The organism is Herbaspirillum aquaticum, assembly GCF_002213425.1.
Lineage (GTDB): Bacteria > Pseudomonadota > Gammaproteobacteria > Burkholderiales > Burkholderiaceae_D > Herbaspirillum > Herbaspirillum aquaticum.
Genome location: NZ_NJGV01000004.1, coordinates 271,178 through 289,768, shown reverse-complemented (window position 1 = coordinate 289,768; position 18,591 = coordinate 271,178). Strand labels below are relative to the sequence as shown.

Here is an 18,591-nt window from a genome sequence, read left to right as displayed (position 1 = left end):
GAACCACCATGCTCACCATCGAAAATCTCAAGATCGAATTCAAGAGCCACGGCCGCCGCGTTGCACCCGTCGATGGCGTCTCCTTTTCGCTGGGCCAGGATGAAACCGTGGGCCTCTTGGGTGAATCCGGCTGCGGCAAGAGCGTCACCGCCCTGTCCATCCTGCGCCTGTTCCCCATGGCCAGCCAGGCCAGGCTGTCGGGCGCGATCCGCTTTGGCGAGCGCGACCTGCTGCAGGCCGATGACGCCACCCTGCGCAGCATCCGCGGCAAGGAGATCGCCATGATCTTCCAGGAGCCGATGACCTCGCTGAACCCGCTGCATCGCATCGGCGACCAATTGGGCGAGATGCTGCGCATCCACACCTCGCTGTCGCGCCAGGCGATCGACGCCAAGGTCATCGCCATGCTGGAACGCGTGGGCCTCTCGCGTGCGGCGCAGCTGGTGGACGAATATCCGCACAGCCTTTCCGGCGGCATGCGCCAGCGCGTCATGATTGCCATGGCCCTGCTGTGCCAGCCGCGCCTGCTGGTGTGCGATGAACCGACGACCGCGCTGGACGTGACCATCCAGGCGCAGATCCTCGACCTGATGCGCGACCTCAAGCGCGAGCAGAAGACTTCCATCCTCATGATCACCCACGACTTGGGCGTGGTGGCCGAGATGTGCCAGCGCGTGGTGGTGATGTATGCCGGCCAGGTGGTGGAGCAGAGCAGCGTGGAAGACCTGTTCGACCGCCCCGCCCATCCTTACACGCATGCCCTGATGCGCGCGCGCCCGGCGCTGGACGCCACGCCCGGTGCGTCCTTGACCGCCATCCCCGGCAGCGTGCCACCGCCCGGCACCATCGCGCAGGGCTGCCGCTTCGCCGCCCGCTGCACCCGCGCCCAGGACATCTGCCGCCAGGAGATGCCGGTACTGGAAAACCTGGGCGATGGCCACAGCGTGCGCTGCTGGTATCCGCATTGAAGGCCTGATCATGACGACACTACCTCCCCTGCTCGAAGTCCACGGGCTGAAAAAATATTTCGCTTCCGGCAGCAGCACCGTCAAGGCCGTTGACGATGTCTCCTTCAGCCTGGCCGAAGGACAGACCCTGGGCCTGGTCGGCGAATCCGGCTGCGGCAAGTCCACCACCGGTCGCAGCGTGCTGCGCCTGATCGAACCCAGCGAAGGCAGCGTGCGCTTCATGGGCCAGGAACTGACCTTGCTTCCCGAGGGCCAGTTGCGTGCCATGCGCCGGCACATGCAGATGGTGTTCCAGGATCCGTATGCCTCGCTGAACCCGCGCATGACCATCGGCGAAGTGCTGGAAGAACCGCTGATCGTGCACAAGCTGCACGACCGCGCCACCCGCAAGCGCGGGGTAGCCGAAGCGCTGGACATGGTCGGCCTCAACCCGGCCTATGCAGCACGCCATCCGCATGAGTTCTCCGGTGGCCAGCGCCAGCGCGTGGGCATCGCCCGCGCCATCATCACGCGGCCCAAGCTGGTGGTGGCCGATGAAGCCGTGTCGGCCCTCGATGTCTCGATCCAGGCGCAGATCCTGAACCTCCTGCGCGAGCTGCAGCAGGAGCTGGGGCTGACCTATCTTTTCGTCTCGCACGACCTGGCCGTAATCCGTCATGTCAGCGACACCATCGGCGTGATGTACCTCGGACGCATGGTCGAATCGGGCAGATGTGAAGAGGTCTACACCCAGCCGCGCCATCCCTATACGCAGGCGCTGCTGTCAGCCATCCCACGTGAACATCCACGCCAACATCGTGAACGCATCATCCTGCAGGGCAGCATCCCCAATCCGGCCGCCCCGCCTTCGGGCTGTCATTTTCATCCACGCTGCCCGTCCTGCATGGAAATATGCAAGACCGAAGCGCCAGCGGCCGTCAAGGTCAGCGCTACCCATACTGTGGCCTGCCACCTGAGCCGCCCTGAGCTGAAGCTGCACCCCACGTAATACGCAAGCCAAACGATAAAATACGCCCCTGAACCAAGAACGAGAGACCGCCATGCCCGCCTTCCCCGACTTCAGCAGCAACCACTATCCCTACTTTTCGCGCCGCAGCGCCGTCTATGCCCGGCGCGGCATGGTAGCGACCTCGCAGCCACTGGCCGCGCAGGCCGGGCTGGAAGTCCTGCAGCGCGGCGGCAACGCCATCGATGCGGCCATCGCAGCAGCTGCGGCATTGACCGTGGTGGAGCCGACCGCCAACGGTATCGGCGGCGATGCCTTCGCCTTGGTCTGGCATGGCGGCAAGCTGCATGGTTTGAATGCCAGCGGCCCGGCGCCGCAATCGATCTCCGCCGACAAGCTCACCAGCGCCGGCCTGAAGGACGTACCCAAGTACGGTGCCCTGCCGGTCACCGTGCCCGGCACGCCCAGTGCCTGGGCCGCCATGGCCAAGCGCTTCGGCAAGCTGGCGCTGACCGATTCCATGGCCGGCGCCATCACCCTGGCGCGTGAGGGCTTCCCGGTCTCGCCGATGGTGGCGCATGCCTGGCAGGTCGCGCAGCAGAACTTCAAGCGCGAGTTCAAGGAGCCGCATTTCCAGTCCTGGTTCGATACCTTCTGCATCGAAGGCCAGGCACCGCAAGCCGGCCAGCTGTGGCGCTCGGCCGGCCATGCCGCCACCCTGCAGGCCATTGCCGAGGACAATGCCGAGGGCTTCTATCGCGGTGCCCTGGCGGAGAAGATTGCCGCCTTCCTGCAGCAGGCCGGCGGCTACATGCAGGCCTCCGACCTGGCGGCGTTCCAGCCGGAATGGGTGGACCCCATCGGCGTGAATTATCGCGGATATGACGTTTGGGAAATCCCGCCCAATGGCCACGGCATGGTGGCCCTGATGGCGCTGAACCTGCTGAAGGCCTACGACTTCTCCGAGCGCGACACGCTGGCGACCTACCATCGCCAGATCGAAGCCATCAAGCTGGCCTATGCCGATGGCCTGGCCCATATCGCCGACCCGGCGCACATGAAGGTGACGGTGGAGCAGTTGCTCTCGGACGCCTATGCCGATGAACGCCGCAAGCTGATCGGCCCGCGCGCCACGCTGCCGGTGGCGGGCGACCCTTCGCGCGGCGGCACGGTGTACCTGTGCACCGCCGATGCCGAGGGCAACATGGTGTCCTTCATCCAGAGCAACTACATGGGCTTCGGCTCGGGCCTTGTAGTACCGGGCACCGGCATCGCGCTCCACAATCGCGGCAACAATTTCACGCTGCAAGCCGGGCATCCCAATGTGCTGGCCGCGGGCAAGCGTCCGTACCACACCATCATCCCCGGCTTCATGACGCGCAATGGGCAGGCAGTCGGTCCCTTCGGCGTGATGGGTGGCTTCATGCAGCCGCAGGGACACGTGCAGGTGGTGATGAACACCGTCGACTTCGGCCTCAATCCACAAGCCGCGCTGGATGCACCGCGCTGGGAATGGGAGAAAGGAAACAAGGTCAGCATCGAGCACACCACGGCCGAACATCTCTTCCGTGGCCTGGGCGGGCTGGGACACGAAGTGTCGTGGTCGGGCAACCAGCTCGGCTTCGGTCGCGGCCAGATCATCTGGCGCAATGACGAAGGCGTGCTCTGCGGCGGGACCGAACCGCGTACCGATGGCAGTGTGGCAGCCTGGTAAAGAAAGCCCATCGTGAAAAGCCTGGCCGCTCCCTCCCCCGCCGCTGACGCCGTTGCGCTCGCCCCTGATGCCGAGGGCGAGGACGCGCTGGTGCGCAATGGCTCCCTGCCCGAGTATGTCTATGCCCAATTGCGGCAGGACATCTTCGACATGCGCCTCTTGCCTGGCGACCAGATCACCGAGACCGAGATTGCGGCGCATTTCAAGGTCTCGCGCACGCCGGTGCGGCAGGCGCTGCAACGCCTGCAGAACGATGGCCTGATGCAGGGCTATGTGCGCGGGGGCTGGGAGGTAGTGCCGATCGATTTCAAGCGTTTTTCCGATCTTTATGAAATGCGCAAGCTCATCGAGACGCACGCCGTGCGCCGCCTCTGCGCCCAGGGCGCAGACCAGTCCGTGCTGGCCGGGCTGCGCGCGACCTGGTGTGTGGCCGCCGAGGCACGGGAACCGGACGGGCCCAAGGCAGCCCAGCTCGATGAGGTCTTCCACCAGAGCCTGGTGCGCGCGGCCGGCAACCAGGAGATGGCCGAGTCATTCGACCGTCTTACCGACCGTATCCGCATCGTGCGGCGGCTGGATTTCCTGTATGGCGATTGCCTGCACTCGACCTACGAGGAACATGCCGCCATCCTCGACAGCATCGCCGCCGGCGACGCCGAGGGCGCGATGCGCCTGATGGGCGAGCACATCGATGGCAGCCATGCGGAGGTCAACCAGATCACCTTGCATCGGCTGCATAGCGCGCGGGCCACCGCGACCACCAAGCCGCCAGCGTATGTGTCGGTGCGGGTGCGGCGGTCGTTCTGAGGGTATTGTAGATTCAATGTGCGACTGTCAAGCTGCGTCGCACGCCTTCTGCATCGGCGCAGTACCGCCTCGCATTGGTCGACTTCAACCGATTAATACGACGGCATGCAAAATTTTCGACTTCTTCTGGCGTATTACCTCTCGATTGTGAGCAGGACCTTGAGACAGTAGTAAAGTCACCGGTCTCGCCAATCGGAGGCGAGACTTGGGCACAAAACGAGTTTCCTGACACCAGAGGTCAAGATCATGTCGGCAGATGAAAAGAGCAAGACCATCAATGACGAATTGTTCGAGCTCTGTGAGAAGCTGTATTTCCACGAAGTAGATACTCGCGACAAGGTGAACGCGCGGCTCCAAATGCCATTCGCCATCGGAGTCGCAATGGCGGGCATCCTGAGCTTCATGCTGCAGAACCTTGACCGGGCGGCCTCGGGAACTTGGCTGTATGTATTTTACGGATGCTATTTCTTCTCGGGCTCCTTCATCTTTCTTGGCACCTGGTATTTCATCAAAGCCGCATGGAGTACCGAGTATCAATTTGTAGCGCCTGGCGTGTTCTGGACGAACTACAAAGCAGAGTGTTACTACTCCTATGAGCATCTCGAAAACGCCGACGAGCTTGCCAGGAACGCGTTTCGTTCGATGTTATCCGACCAATACGGCCGCACATCATCAGCGAATGCGATTGCCAACGACATGAGGGCTTACCATCTGCATCTCACGCTGAAATTTCTCATTCATGCCGGAATGTATGCCATGTTTGCCTTGATGGTGTTTTACTTTTCCGGATTGAACAAGCAGGAAAAAGACTCACCTGTACGGGTATTGATCACCGCGCCCATCACACTGGAGAAGTAAATGAGCGAAACCAAAAAGATTCCACCGCCCCCACCGCCGCCTCCCATTCGATACGTTCAAGATAATCGCCCCCCTGCTCCACTCAAACCGGTGCCGTCCAAGCCATCTTCGGCGCCTCGATAGCCCGCCGTCGGATGCCTCCTCGCTCTGATCAGGCGAAGGTCAGCCCGAGCTTTATCGATGCAAGCTCAGCTGTCCCCGGCACGCCGGCTCTCTCCTGTCCAATGCTGACCTGCGCTGAAAGCGCGCCGACGCTGTGTTAGGCTTCCCGCCTGACTTCAATTTGCCAAGCGGGGAGACACACATGAAAGTTGCCGTGATGGGCGCAGGTGCCGTGGGATGTTATTTCGCCGGGATGCTGGCGCGGGCCGGACACGAGGTGGTCCTGGTGGGCCGGCCACAACACGTGGAGGCCTTCAATACCAAGGGCCTGCGGCTGGAAGCCAAAACCTTCGATGCGACCATCCCCGTCAAGGCCAGCACCGATCCGGCCATCGTGGCAGGTGCCGACCTGGTGCTCTTCTGCGTCAAATCCCCCGATACCGAAACCGCCGGCGCGCAACTGCGTGCGCATCTTGCCCCCGATACGCTGGTGCTGACGCTGCAGAACGGCACTGACAATGCCGAGCGCCTGCGCACGGTGATCCCGCAACCGGTCTCGGCGGCCGTGGTCTACGTCGCCACGGAAATGGCCGGACCCGGACACGTCAAGCACCACGGCCGTGGCGAGCTGGTGATCGAACCGGCCGCACGCAGCCAGCAAGCCGCCGAGGCGCTGATTGCGGCCGGCGTGCCGACCGAGATTTCCGACAACGTGCGCGGCGCGCTGTGGTTGAAACTCATCATCAACTGCGCCTACAACGCTCTCTCTGCCATCACGCAGCTGCCCTACGGCAAGCTGGTCGAAGGCGTGGGTGTGCCGGAAGTGATGGGCCACCTGGTCAGCGAATGCAAGGCCGTAGCCGCCGCCGAGGGCGTGACCCTGGCCGGGGATGTGGATGTGGCCATCCGCAAGATCATCGAGACCATGCCCACGCAATTCTCTTCCACTGCGCAGGACGTGGCGCGCGGCAAGCCCAGCGAAATCGATCACCTCAACGGCTACATCGTGCGGCGTGGACAGGCGCATGGCATCGCAACGCCGGTCAACCTGACCGTGCATGCGCTGGTCAAGCTGATCGAGAGCAAGGCGCGCTGAAAGCGGGCCATGGGTTCAACCGAAGAGCCGGGCGTCGAAACGGAAGAGCTTTTTTTCCAGCACCTTGACGCTGGCCATCTGCGCATGCAGCGGATTGAGCAAGAGATTGAAATCGGTCGGGCTCACCACCGATGGCACCTTCATCACCAGTTGCTTGCCCTGTTCAATCCAGTGCTGGCCGATGGCGGCGGTGCTGGCCGGGTCGCGCGCGATGTCGGACCAGTCCGGCGGCAAGCCAGGCACATAGGCCTTGCGCACTTCGGTGTCTGGTATCTCCAGCACGATGAGGAAGTAGTTGGCCCGCGGCATCAGCCCGGCCATGTGCACCAGCGACTCCAGCAAGGCCGTCGAAGCGCTGCAGCAGGTGTAGAGCACGCGCAAGCCGCGCGGATTCCAGCGGCCGCCGCTGAGCGCGGCGCCATTGCCGGACAAGTCATCGGCCGCATAGTGCCCCGGCTTGTCCTTGGCCAGCCGGTATACCTTCAAGCCGCCACCCCGAAGGCGATGCGGGCCAGGATGTCGCGCACCCGGTCATAACCCGGCTGGGTATCGAGCACTTCCAGCGGGGTCAATCCCCCCAGCGCCGCATTGCCGCGACGCATCCACTGCGCAGCCAGGTCCGCATCCTCGAACACATCGGCCGCCTGCTCACGGATGTAGAGCACACGGGCGATGCGGTCGGACTCGGAACCGGAAAGGCGTTCCTTGCGGGAAATCTTGCGCAGGATGGTGGAACTGGGCAGCCCCAGGCCGGACAGCAAGGTCTGCAAGGGAATCTGCAACAGCTCCCGGGCGACGCGCTCGGCAATGATGGCGTCCATACCGTCGCGGATGGTGCGGCCCTGGCTGATCGGATCCATGCGGGCAAACCGTTCGAAGTCGCGCGGTTTGGCACCCAATCCGGGGGAACGCTTGCTGGCGGCGGCCTCGACCGTAGCACGTGTTGCCATGTTCAACCTCTCATTTGGTCAGATGCAGACTCTCATCTTAGAAGCTTCCCAAATGAGCGTCAATCTCCCATCAAATGAGAGTTGCCTGCCGTCACCGCAACATGGCCGACATCGCCGACAAACTGTTGAGCACCCGCACCGCATATTCCGCCGTGGGGGCATCGAATTCGACGGTGACGTTGTCAGTACGCTCAAGTATCGGCAACTGGCTGAAGAGATCCGCCAGCGCCACCGTCTGCGCCTGCAGGCGACAACGCAGCGGGCCGCGCAAGGGCAGTACCGGCATGGCCGCCGGGTTGGCCAGCAGCGCAGTGACAGCCTGGCGGGCGCGCTCTTCCAGCAGCGCGCAGGATTGCCCGGGCGTGAGCGAATCGCCGCTGTTGGCGCCATAGGCCTTCTTGGTTTCGGCAAAGATCGCATGCGGGAACAAGGGCTGATTCTCTTCGATGAAGGCATCGTCACCGCTGCCGAAAATCACCGGCACGCCATGTTCGGCCGCCAGTGCGCCATACAGCCCGGCCTCGCCCAACTCCTGCCCGCCCAGCCATACACGGGCGAAGGCAAAGCTGTTGGTGGTGTGCGCCAGGATGCCGCGCCCTTGTGCACGCGAGTGGTAACCCACCAGCATGACCGCATCGATATCCTGATCCACGCCGCCCATCATGCCCAGCACGCGCGGCTTGCCCAGTACCATGCGCGCATCCGGATGCAGCAGGTCCGGCAGCAGGTTGCGGAAGCCGCCATGCGAATCGTTGACCTTGATGGCCGTCGCGCCGGCCGCCAATGCGCCTCGGATGACGGCATTGGCCTCTTCGGTCATCCAGCGCCGGGCGCGTTCATATTCGCCATTGCCGGCGCGGGTCTGCTCGGTGTGGAAGACCCCGGCCACGCCTTCGATGTCGACGGAAACCAGGATGTTTGCACGCTTGTTCATGAGGCGGTCTTTCAGGGGAAGCAATTCAGGAAGCCAGGCGCTCGCGCAGGCTCAGGCGTACATGGCCATCACGCCCGCGCAAGGTCTCGGCCGCAAAGAGCGCATGCACGATGGCTTGTTCGATGCAATCAGCGGCGGCATGGAACAGCGGGTCCAGCAGATGATCGGCCAGCAGCGCCAGGTGCAGGCAATCGGCATCGGCCTCGATGGCCTGGGCGGTCGAGAAGGCCAGCGCAATATCGCCGCTGCCATGGCCGTAGGCCGACCCGGTGCGCGCCAGTCCTGCCCCGGCGCGGATGGCCAGGCGCTTCAACTGCCGCGCATCCAGCGGCGCATCGGTAGCCAGGATCATGATGATGGAGCCCTTCTCGGGCGCGGTATCGGGTGTTTCGCTGGCAGCCAATCGCGCACCCAGCGGATCGCCTGCCAGGATCAGTTCGGGCAGGCGCCCGAAGTTGGAGAGCACCAGCGCGCCGACGGTATAGGACTGCCCCTGTGAATCCAAGGTGGCCACGCGCGAAGCGGTACCGATACCACCCTTGAGGCCAAAGCTGGACATGCCCCGCCCCGCCCCGACCGCGCCTTGCGCGACCTCGACCGACAAGGCCGCCATCGCCAACTCAAAATGCGCTGGCTGCACGGCCATGGCCTGCAGGTCGTTGAGATAGCCGTCATTGCATTCCAGCACCAGCCCGTTGACCGTGGGCAGGCTGCGCCCGCATTCCGGATTGGCGCGCACGGTGTGGGCGATTTGCGCATTGAGCAGCGCCCCCACGGCAAAGGTGTTGGAAAGCGCGATGGGCGTTTCCAGCAAACCCAGTTCTTCCAGCTGCACCAGCCCCGCACTCTTGCCGAAACCGTTGATGACGGCCGCCGCCGCCGGCAGCTTGTGGGTGAAGAGATTGCCGCCATGCGGCGCAATCACGGTCACTCCGGTCTGCACCGCACCGGCATCGAGGGTGCAGTGACCCACGCGCACGCCCTCCACATCGGTGATGCTGTTGCGCGCACCGGCGGGCAAGCGGCCGATATGTGGCACCTGCAGCGGCACCTGCGGGTTCATCATCAGCGCTGGTCGATCTTGGGATCGAGCGCGTCGCGCAAGCCGTCGCCCAGCAGGTTGAAGGCCAGCACGGTCAGGAAGATCGCGATGCTGGGCACCAGCGCCACGTGCGGCGAGGTGACCATGTCGGCGCGGGCTTCGTTCAGCATCAGGCCCCACTCGGGCGTGGGCGATTGCGCGCCCAGGCCGAGGAAGGACAGGCCGGCCGCCGTGATGATGGAGGTACCGATGCGCATGGTGAAATACACCACGATGGCCGAGATGGTACCGGGGAAGATGTGCTTCCACATGATGGTGGTGTCGGACGCACCGATGCTGCGGGTGGCCTCGATGTAGGTCAGGTTCTTGAGCTGCAGCGTATTGCCGCGCACCAGGCGCGCAAAGGCCGGGATGCTGAACACCGACACCGAGATGATGACGTTGATCATGCCGCCGCCCAGGATGGCGACGATGCCGATGGCCAGCAAGATGCCGGGGAAGGCGAACAGCACGTCGCAGATGCGCATGACGATGCGGTCCCACCAGCCTTCATAGTAGCCGGCCAGCAGGCCGAACACAGTGCCGATCACGGCACCGATGGCCACCGAGAAGAAGCCCGAGGCCAGCGAGATGCGCGCCCCCATCAGGATGCGGCTGAAGATGTCGCGGCCCAGCGAATCGACCCCGAACCAGTGGGTCCAGGTCGGTGGCGAATTGAGGGCATCGTAGTCGAAGAAATTCTCGGCGTCGAAGGGCACGATCCAGGGAGCCAGGATGGCAATGAGGATCAGCAGCAGGATGAACACGCCCGCGTAAACGGCCAGGCGCTGCTTCTTGAACTTGCGCCAGAACTCGCGCCAGGGGGTGCGGATCTTCTGGCCGGAAGCGGCGACGGCGGCCGGATCGGGCGGCGGCAGCGGTGCGCCGGTTTCGGAGGTAGTGGCCAGAGGCGAATTGGAGAGCGACATGATTCCCCTCACTTGAAACGAATGCTGGGGTTGATCACGGCATAGAGCACGTCCACCACCAGGTTGATGAAAATGAATTCCAGCGAGAACAGCAGGATCTCGGCCTGGATGATGGGGTAGTCACGCATCTCGACGGCATCGACCAGCAGGCGTCCCATGCCCGGCCAGTTGAACACCACCTCGACCAGGATGGAGCCGCCCAGCAGGAAACCGAACTGCAGGCCCATCATCGTCACCACCGGGATCAACGCATTGCGCAGGCAGTGCTTGATGACCACCACGGTCTCGGTCAGGCCCTTGGCACGGGCGGTACGGACGAAGTCTTCCTGCAAGATCTCGATGAAGGAAGAACGGGTAAAGCGCGCCATCACCGCGGCCACTGCCGCACCCAGCGTCAGTGAGGGAAGGATGTAGTGGCGCCAGGTTTCGTCACCGACCGTGGGCAGCCAGCCCAGCTCGACCGAGAAGACCTGCATGAGCAGGATGCCCAGCGAGAACGCCGGGAAGGAAATGCCGGAGACCGCCAGCGTCATGCCCAGGCGATCCGGCCACTTGTTGCGCCACACGGCCGAGGAAATGCCGATGATCAGACCGAACAGCACGGCCCAGATCATCGCCACGATGGTCAAACACAAGGTGGGCCAGAAGCGCGCGGCGATCTCTTCGGAGACCGGGCGCTTGCTGCGGATGGAACGGCCGAAGTCGCCGTGGGCGGCATTGATGAAGAAGTTGACGAACTGCTCCGGCAGCGGCTTGTCCAGGCCGAGGTCGGCACGCACCAGGGCGACCGTCTTTTCATCGGCTTCGGGACCAGCGGCCAGGCGTGCCGGGTCACCCGGCAGCAGGTGCACGAACAGGAAAACCAGCACCGCCACCAGCAACAGCGTGGGAATGAGGCCTAACAGGCGTTTGATGACATAGGAAAACATGGGACTCTCTGAATAAGGCTGCCCGTCGCTGGTGTGTCCACACCCTGCGGTGGAGTCGCTCCCTGCGCTGCCGGCTTGCATGGCAACGCATCGTGAATCTGTGGGGGAGGATGGCCAGCCACCCTCCCCGCTTCATTGCTGCTCTTTTCTGCTCGTTACGACGATGCAGAGAACCTGCCCGGTGCTGCAAAACTGCATGACGCGGTCTCACAGCACTGCATTTTTGCATCGGCCCGCAAGGGCCGAAAACACAGCGCCTGCTTACTTGGTGAACTCGATGTTCTCAAATTCGTAAGCCTGGTCCGGCATGATGTAGATGCCCTTGAGGTTCTTGGCGCGGGCATACAGCAGCTTTTCGGTGACCAGGAAGGCCCACGGTGCGTCCTTCCAGACTTCCTGCTGGGCGTCCTTGTACAGCGCTTCCTTTTCCTTGCGGTCGGAGACGGTCAGGGCCTTGGCGATGTCCGCATCGACCTTGTCGCTCTTGTAGTAAGCGGTGTTGAACAGGCGCGGCGGGAAGGATTCCGATGCCAGCAGCGGACGCAGGCCCCAGTCGGCTTCACCGGTCGAGGACGACCAGCCGACGTAGAACAGGCGGATCGGCGCGGTGGCCGGATCCTGCCAGCTTTCCACACGCTCCACGCGCTGGCCGGCTTCCAGGGCCTGGATCTTGGTCTTGATGCCCACTTGCGCCAGCTGCTGCTGCAGGAACTGGATCACCTTCATGGCGGTGGTGTGGGTGTAGGCCGACCACAGTTCGGTTTCGAAGCCGTTCGGATAACCGGCTTCGGCCAGCAGGGCCTTGGCCTTCTTCACGTCATAGGGCCAGGGACCGGTCTTGAAGGCGTAGTCCACGCCTTGCGGCAGCACGCCATCCATCGGGGTGGCATAGCCATTGAAGGCAACCTTGGCCAGGGCATCCTTGTTGATGGCGTAGTTGATCGCTTCGCGCACCTTCGGATTGTCGAACGGCTTCTGCTTGACGTTCATCGACATGTAGCGCTGGATGATGGAGGGACCGGCGATCACGTCCAGGTTGCCCTTGCCCTTGAGCAGGTCAGCCTGTTCGTAGGGCAGCGGATAGGTGAACTGGGCTTCGCCGGTCTGCAGCATGGCCGAGCGCGAGTTGTTGTCCACCACCGGCTTCCACAGGATCTCGTCGACCTTGGGGTAGCCCTGCTTCCAGTAACCGTCGAACTTGGCCACCTTCACGTAGTCGGTCTGCTTCCATTCCACGAACTTGAAGGGACCGGTACCGACCGGGTGGAAGGCGATGTCCTTGTTGCCGTACTGCTTCAGCGCAGCCGGGGAGATCATCGCGGCCGACGGGTGCGCCAGCACGTTGATGAAGGCCGAGAACGGTTCCTTCAACACCACCTTGACGGTGTAGTCGTTGAGCACTTCGGTCTTGGCGATGCGGTTGAAGAGGTTGTAGCGCTTCAACTTGTTGTCCGGGTTGGTCACGCGGTCGAAGACGGCCTTGACGGCGTCGGCCTTGAAGACGGTACCGTCATGGAACTTCACGCCTTGCTTCAGGCGGATGGTGTATTCCAGGCCATCCTTGCTCACCAGGTAGCCTTCGGCCAGCACCGGGATCAGCTTCATGTCCTTGTCGAAGCCATAGAGGCCCTGGTAGAAGGACTTCATCACCGACAGCGACAGCGTATCGTTGGCGTCATACGGGTCCATCGTGGTGAAGGTCGACGCTACGGCCACGGTAGCGGTCTTGGCGGCGAAGGCATTGGCCGCGCCGAATTGCAGGGCGGCGCCCAGGGTACCCAGGGCCAGCCATTTGGCGGCGCTCATTGCTTTGTTTTTTGCGGATGCGGACATCGGTCTCTCCTGATCAGTGACGCTTGAGTGGTTACAGCTTGGTTGAGATTACTGCGCTGACTGCATTTACCAAATTACAGATACGACTGAGGGAACATCACGCCAGCGCTCAAAAAGCGCCGGCAATACGGTGCTGGGCCACGAAGTGCCCCGGAGCCACTTCCCGCAGCGGCTCCACCTTGGGCTCATCGCCCACCAGCCGGATCGGGCTGGGAATTTCATCGGTCATCAGTTTCTTGCCCGGCTGGCGCAGGGTCGGATCGGCCACCGGCACGGCCGCCATCAGCTTGCGCGTGTAAGGGTGCTGGGGATTTTCGAAGATGGCGCGGCGCGGTCCGATCTCCACGATCTGCCCCAGGTACATCACCGCCACCCGATGGCTGATGCGTTCCACCACCGCCATGTCGTGCGAGATGAAGATGAAGGAGATGCCCAGCTCGGCCTGCAGGTCCAGCATCAGGTTGACGATCTGGGCTTGGATCGATACGTCCAGCGCCGATACCGATTCATCGGCGATGACGATCTTGGGGTTCAACGCCAGTGCGCGGGCGATGCAGATGCGCTGGCGCTGGCCACCGGAAAATTCGTGCGGATAGCGCTGGCCGTGCTCAGGTGTCAGGCCCACGCGGGTCAGCAGCGCATCCACGCGTTCCTGCGCACCCTCCTTCAGGCCGTGCACCAGCATCGGCTCCATGATGGAGTAGCCCACCGTCATGCGCGGGTCAAGCGAAGCGAAAGGATCCTGGAAGATGAACTGGATATCGCGGCGCAGCTCGCGCAGTTCCGAACGCGGCAGTTGCGCCAGGTCGCGGCCACCGAACTCGACCTTGCCGCCGGCGATGTCGACCAGGCGCAGCAACGAGCGCCCGGTGGTGGACTTGCCGCAACCGGATTCGCCGACGATGGCCAGGGTCTCGCCGGAATAGAGATCGAAGCTCACCTTCTCGACCGCATGCACGCGCTGCTTGACGCGGCCGAAGATGCCGCTCTTCACGTCAAAGCGTGTGGTCAGGTCGCGCACCTTGAGGATGGGCTGGCGCTGCGCGGCAATCTCCGCCTGGGCCTGCAGTTCACTGGCGATCAGGTCGGGACGCACCTCGGCCTGGGGCGCGATGCCAAAGCGCAGCGGCTTGTCGGTGCCGCGCATGGAACCCAGGCGCGGTACGGCCGCCAGCAGGGATTGGGTGTAGGGATGCGCAGGAGCGGCAAAGAGTGGCTTGACCTCGTTCTCTTCCACCTTCTCGCCACGGCACATCACCACCACGCGGTCGGCCACTTCGGCCACCACGCCCATGTCGTGGGTGATGAAGATCACACCCATCTGCATCTCCTGCTGCAGCGAACGGATCAGTTGCAGGATCTGGGCCTGGATGGTCACATCCAGCGCCGTGGTCGGTTCATCGGCAATGAGCAGCGAGGGCTTGCAGGACAAGGCCATGGCGATCATCACGCGTTGGCGCATGCCGCCGGAGAGCTGGTGCGGATGACGGCCCAGCACGCGCCTGGCTTCAGGAATGCGCACCATCTCCAGCATGCGCAGCGCCTCGGCCTGGGCGGCGGCACGGCTCATCCCCTGGTGCAGGCGGATCGATTCAGCAATCTGCTCGCCGACGGTGAAGACCGGATTGAGCGAGGTCATCGGTTCCTGGAAGATCATGGCGATCTCCGCGCCCCGGATGCTGCGCATGGTGGCGTTGTCGGCCTGCGCCAGGTCCAGCGACTGGCCGCTGCGGCGCAGGAACTGCATGCTGCCGCTGGCGATCTTGCCGCCGCCGTGTTCGATCAGGCGCATGATGGCCAGCGACGACACCGACTTGCCCGAGCCCGATTCACCGACGATGGCCAGGGTCTCGCCCTGGTTGACGTGGAAGGACAGGTCGCGCACCGCATCGACCGTCCGTTCGGAGGTGGCAAAGCGGACATTGAGCTGACGGACATCCAGCACGCGTTGGGACTGTTGCATCTTGATTCTCTCCTGCTCGGCCGCTTCAGGCCGGTGCTGCGTAAATGGCGGTGACCGGGGCCAGTTCGCCACAGCCCCAGGCGCGATACATGCCTTCGGTATTGAAGGGCAAGGCCAGGTTGCCATGGCGGTCGATGGCGATGAGGCCACCGCGTCCGCCCACCTTGGGCAAGGTCTCGAAGACCACGGCGCGGCTGGCGTCTTCCAGCGACTGGCCGGCATAGGCCATGCGCGCGCCGATGTCGTAGCAGGCGGCGGTGCGCATGAAGGCTTCGCCGGTGCCGGTGGCCGACACGGCCACGGTGGCGTTGTTGGCATAGCAGCCGGCCCCGATGATGGGCGAATCGCCTACGCGGCCGGGCTGCTTGTTGGTGATGCCGCCGGTCGAGGTGGCCGCAGCGAGGTTGCCGAACTGGTCCAGCGCGACGGCACCGACGGTGCCGAACTTGTTGTCGGGGTCGATGGGCTCCTTGGGCTCGGCGGCTTTTTCCGCGAAGGCGAAGGAGGAGGCATCGTGGTCCAGCATCGCGCGCGACTGGCCGCGCACGCGCTGCCATTGTTCGTGGCGCGCATCGGTATGAAAGTAAGCGGGTTCGACCGTGACCGCACCGTGGCGCGCCGCAAAGGCTTCGGCGGCGGGGCCTACCAGCAGGACGTGTTCGCTGTTTTCCATCACCGTGCGTGCGGCCAGGATGGGGTTGCGCAGCTTGGTCACGCAGGCCACCGCGCCCGAGGCGAGGTCGGCACCATTCATGACACAAGCGTCCAGCTCATGCTTGCCTTCGCTGGTGTAGACGGCACCATGGCCGGCGTTGAAGAGCGGGCAGTCTTCCAGCAGGCGCACGGCTTCGGTGACGGCTTCCAGCGCCGAACCGCCGGCGTTGAGCACGGCCTGGCCGGCCGCGACGATGTCGGACAGGGCCTGGTGATAGCGGGCCTCGTCCTCGGCCGTGAGCGAAGCGCGCGTGATGGTACCTGCGCCGCCATGGATGGCAATTACCGGAGTGGTCATGCGTTGGTCTTTCCTTTGATTGGAGCGCGCTTGGCAGTGGCCCGCACGGGCTTGCCGACCGGCGTGGCGCCGCCGCGCTGTTGCTGCTGGGCCAGGTACAGCCAGGGCAGCACGAATTCAGTCATTTGCGTAGCCGCCTGCACCGAGCGGCGTGCGCGATGCGCCACCGCATCGCACAGGGCCTGGATCAGGATCAGTGCGGCCGCATCCGAAGTGGGCGCCAGGCGGCCATGGGTCTGGGCATACAAAGCGACGTCGGCCAGCGGCACCAGCGGCGAGCCGGGCGTATCGGTGAGTGCGATCACCCGTGCCCCCTTCTCCACCGCGCGCTGGGTGAGCCAGACGGTGTCAGCCGCATAGCGGGGGAAGACCATGGCAATCACCAGGTCATCACTGTCGAGCTTGAAGAACTGGCGCGCCGCCTGCGAGGGGCCGCCCGCCATGGCCACCGAGCTGACGGTGCGCACATAGGGTTCCAGCGTATGGGCCATCAGGCCGGACAGATAGGCCGAGGCACCAAAGCCGGTGATGAAGATGCGCTGCGCCGAGAGGATCATCTCGACCGCCTGCTCGCAGTGTTCAGGCGTGAGCATGCGGCGCGTGGCCTCGATGTTGGCGATGTCGCTGTCGAAGGCGGCGGCCATGATCTCGGCACTGGTAGCGGTACGCTGGACCTGCTCGCGCAGTTTTTCCACCGGGGCCAGGGTGGTCGCAAAATCGGAAACCAGCGCGGCGCGGAAAGAGGCATAGCCGTCGAAGCCCAGCGCATGGGCGAAGCGGTTGGCGGTGGCCACCGAGATGCCGGCCGCTTCCGAGAGTTCGTCGATGGTCATGGTGGCGGCGCGGAAGGGATTGCCCAGCACGTAGTCGGCCGTCTTGCGGTGCGACTTGGACAATTGCGGATACAGCTTGCCCACGGCCTGCGCTACCGCACCGGCTCCCTGCAAACTGATGTTCTTCGGCTGTTGTGTCACCGCCCGCTACCCCGTCGTCATTGAATCCACCGCTCCCTGCAAACAAAGCGCAAAAGAAATAAATCGTTCAAATCATTTATTTCGTTTATCTCGTTTGCAGGGAGCCCTGCCACCACTGTTCTTGTCCTGTTGCGCCCGCTGGGGCGGACGTCTTTATCATCGCGCAGGACTTGTCATTTGCATCAGTCCCGCCGAAAAAATGTAAATATATTTTCATTTTCCCCGCGAGTAAAGAAAAAATACTTTCAAAAACCGAATATCCTTATAACGCACCAGAAGCACGCGATTGCCCGCATGAAATGCACCAGATGTGCGCCGGATCAACGAAGATTCATTGCGCAGCGCACCAAAAATGACAGGCCGAAGGCCGATCCGAAGACGATAAAATACGCCCCTTCCCCCAGCCCTGCCCGCTCATGAATATCCGCTTTCTTGAAACCTTCGTCTGGCTGGCCCGCTTGCGCAATTTCCGGCTCACCGCCGAGCGGCTGCACACCACGCAGGCCGCCGTCTCCAGCCGCATCGCCTCGCTCGAACAGGACTTCGGCGTGCGCCTGTTCGACCGCAGCGCGCGCGAAGTCGCGCTGACGGCCGATGGCAGCAAGGCGCTGGTGTATGCCGAACGCATGGTCAAGCTCATGCGCGAGATGAAGGACGACATGTCCGACCGTGAAGTGTTTGCCGGCGTCATTCGCATCGGCGTGATCGAATCCATCGTGCACAGCTGGTTTCCGGATTTCCTCGGGCGCCTGCATAAAGCCTTTCCGCGCCTGCAGATCGAGATCGTCAGCGACACCACCATCCACCTGCACGAGCAGTTCAGCAAAAGCAACCTGGACCTGGTCCTGCAGGCCGAGCCGGTGATCGGGCCGCAAGTCAGCAACATCGCGCTGTGCGAATTCCCCATGCGCTGGGTCGGCAGCCCCAAGCTCGACATCGGCAGCGAGACGCTCTCGCTGGCCGACCTGGCGGCCTTCCCCATCATCAGCTTCGCCCGCAATTCGGGGCCGCATGCGGTGATCGAGCGCTTGTTCTCGGGCAGCGAGCGCGGTGAGCGCACGCTGCACATCAACTGCATCGCCTCGGTGGCCACCATGATCCGGCTGGCCACCGATGGCTTCGGCATCACGGCCGTGCCACCGGCCATCATCCAGCGCGAGCTCAACGAAGAGAGCCTGCACCTGCTGCGCGTGGATACCGAGTTTCCGGCGCTGGCGCTGATCGCCTGTTTCCGCGCCGATCATGAAAACCCGCTGACCGAAACCGTGGCCCGCATCGCGCAGGAAACGGCGTCCGACTTCGCACTCAATTGGGGCCAGGAGATTGCGCGGCTGCCCGCCCCGCCCGGCTGAGGTCGCCCGTCCTCCCGCCTGCACGCTGGCCTGCGCGCCGATGAGCGGGCGCGCCTGGACAGCACCATCCTGAAGCAAACGGCGCCCTGCTTTTGCTCATAAGATTTTTCAATCAAGGCCGTTCAGATTTTCTTGTTGGACAG

At 63.5% G+C, this 18,591-nt stretch carries 17 protein-coding genes; 7 read left to right on the top strand and 10 right to left on the bottom strand.

What is annotated here, in order from left to right; genetic code table 11:
- The first annotated feature begins 8 nt into the window (after positions 1–8).
- The 6 genes from CEJ45_RS05920 to CEJ45_RS05895 all read left to right on the top strand — a co-directional run bounded on the left by CEJ45_RS05920 (position 9) and on the right by CEJ45_RS05895 (position 6,491).
- The gene (locus CEJ45_RS05920; protein ID WP_088754255.1) at positions 9–968 is read left to right on the top strand and encodes an ABC transporter ATP-binding protein; all 960 of its coding nucleotides are present in this window, start codon (positions 9–11) and stop codon (positions 966–968) included.
- A 10-nt stretch (positions 969–978) separates the two neighbouring features.
- Positions 979–1,956, top strand: a complete 978-nt coding sequence (locus CEJ45_RS05915) for an ABC transporter ATP-binding protein (RefSeq protein WP_088754313.1) — start codon at positions 979–981, stop codon at positions 1,954–1,956.
- A 52-nt stretch (positions 1,957–2,008) separates the two neighbouring features.
- Positions 2,009–3,628 carry a gamma-glutamyltransferase family protein gene (locus CEJ45_RS05910; RefSeq protein ID WP_088754254.1) on the top strand — a complete coding sequence of 540 codons (1,620 nt, stop codon included), beginning with the start codon at positions 2,009–2,011 and terminating at the stop codon, positions 3,626–3,628.
- A 12-nt stretch (positions 3,629–3,640) separates the two neighbouring features.
- On the top strand, positions 3,641–4,435 hold the full coding sequence (locus tag CEJ45_RS05905; RefSeq protein WP_088754253.1) for a GntR family transcriptional regulator: 795 nt from the start codon (positions 3,641–3,643) through the stop codon (positions 4,433–4,435).
- Between the two features lie 246 nt (positions 4,436–4,681).
- Positions 4,682–5,293, top strand: coding sequence for a hypothetical protein (locus CEJ45_RS05900; protein ID WP_088754252.1), 612 nt, complete (start codon positions 4,682–4,684; stop codon positions 5,291–5,293).
- A gap of 304 nt (positions 5,294–5,597) precedes the next feature.
- On the top strand, positions 5,598–6,491 hold the full coding sequence (locus CEJ45_RS05895) for a ketopantoate reductase family protein (RefSeq protein ID WP_088754251.1): 894 nt from the start codon (positions 5,598–5,600) through the stop codon (positions 6,489–6,491).
- A gap of 15 nt (positions 6,492–6,506) precedes the next feature.
- Here CEJ45_RS05895 and CEJ45_RS05890 read toward each other — a convergent pair whose 3' ends face one another.
- From CEJ45_RS05890 to CEJ45_RS05845, 10 genes are all read right to left on the bottom strand, one after another.
- A complete protein-coding gene (locus CEJ45_RS05890) occupies positions 6,507–6,977 on the bottom strand; it encodes an RES family NAD+ phosphorylase (RefSeq protein WP_088754250.1) in 471 nt (156 codons plus the stop codon).
- On the bottom strand, positions 6,974–7,441 hold the full coding sequence (gene parS / locus CEJ45_RS05885; protein WP_088754249.1) for a type II RES/Xre toxin-antitoxin system antitoxin: 468 nt from the start codon (positions 7,439–7,441) through the stop codon (positions 6,974–6,976). Before parS ends, CEJ45_RS05890 begins: the two co-directional genes overlap by 4 nt.
- Positions 7,442–7,532: 91 nt before the next feature.
- Positions 7,533–8,375, bottom strand: a complete 843-nt coding sequence (locus tag CEJ45_RS05880; RefSeq protein WP_088754248.1) for a M55 family metallopeptidase — start codon at positions 8,373–8,375, stop codon at positions 7,533–7,535.
- A 25-nt stretch (positions 8,376–8,400) separates the two neighbouring features.
- Entirely contained in the window at positions 8,401–9,441 is a 1,041-nt protein-coding gene (locus CEJ45_RS05875) for a DmpA family aminopeptidase (RefSeq protein WP_088754247.1), read from the bottom strand.
- A complete protein-coding gene (gene gsiD, locus CEJ45_RS05870; protein WP_034337513.1) occupies positions 9,441–10,385 on the bottom strand; it encodes a glutathione ABC transporter permease GsiD in 945 nt (314 codons plus the stop codon). Before gsiD ends, CEJ45_RS05875 begins: the two co-directional genes overlap by 1 nt.
- Before the next feature lie 8 nt (positions 10,386–10,393).
- A complete protein-coding gene (gene gsiC / locus CEJ45_RS05865; RefSeq protein ID WP_088754246.1) occupies positions 10,394–11,314 on the bottom strand; it encodes a glutathione ABC transporter permease GsiC in 921 nt (306 codons plus the stop codon).
- A 261-nt stretch (positions 11,315–11,575) separates the two neighbouring features.
- A complete protein-coding gene (gene gsiB, locus CEJ45_RS05860) occupies positions 11,576–13,120 on the bottom strand; it encodes a glutathione ABC transporter substrate-binding protein GsiB (protein WP_370516282.1) in 1,545 nt (514 codons plus the stop codon).
- A 136-nt stretch (positions 13,121–13,256) separates the two neighbouring features.
- Positions 13,257–15,110 carry a dipeptide ABC transporter ATP-binding protein gene (locus CEJ45_RS05855; RefSeq protein ID WP_088754244.1) on the bottom strand — a complete coding sequence of 618 codons (1,854 nt, stop codon included), beginning with the start codon at positions 15,108–15,110 and terminating at the stop codon, positions 13,257–13,259.
- A 25-nt stretch (positions 15,111–15,135) separates the two neighbouring features.
- On the bottom strand, positions 15,136–16,122 hold the full coding sequence (locus tag CEJ45_RS05850; RefSeq protein ID WP_088754243.1) for an isoaspartyl peptidase/L-asparaginase family protein: 987 nt from the start codon (positions 16,120–16,122) through the stop codon (positions 15,136–15,138).
- The gene (locus CEJ45_RS05845; protein ID WP_088754242.1) at positions 16,119–17,096 is read right to left on the bottom strand and encodes a MurR/RpiR family transcriptional regulator; all 978 of its coding nucleotides are present in this window, start codon (positions 17,094–17,096) and stop codon (positions 16,119–16,121) included. The genes CEJ45_RS05850 and CEJ45_RS05845 overlap by 4 nt, the downstream gene beginning before the upstream one ends.
- A gap of 416 nt (positions 17,097–17,512) precedes the next feature.
- Between CEJ45_RS05845 and CEJ45_RS05840 the strand changes: the two genes are divergently transcribed.
- Positions 17,513–18,448, top strand: coding sequence for a LysR family transcriptional regulator (locus CEJ45_RS05840; protein WP_088754241.1), 936 nt, complete (start codon positions 17,513–17,515; stop codon positions 18,446–18,448).
- Positions 18,449–18,591 lie beyond the last annotated feature (143 nt).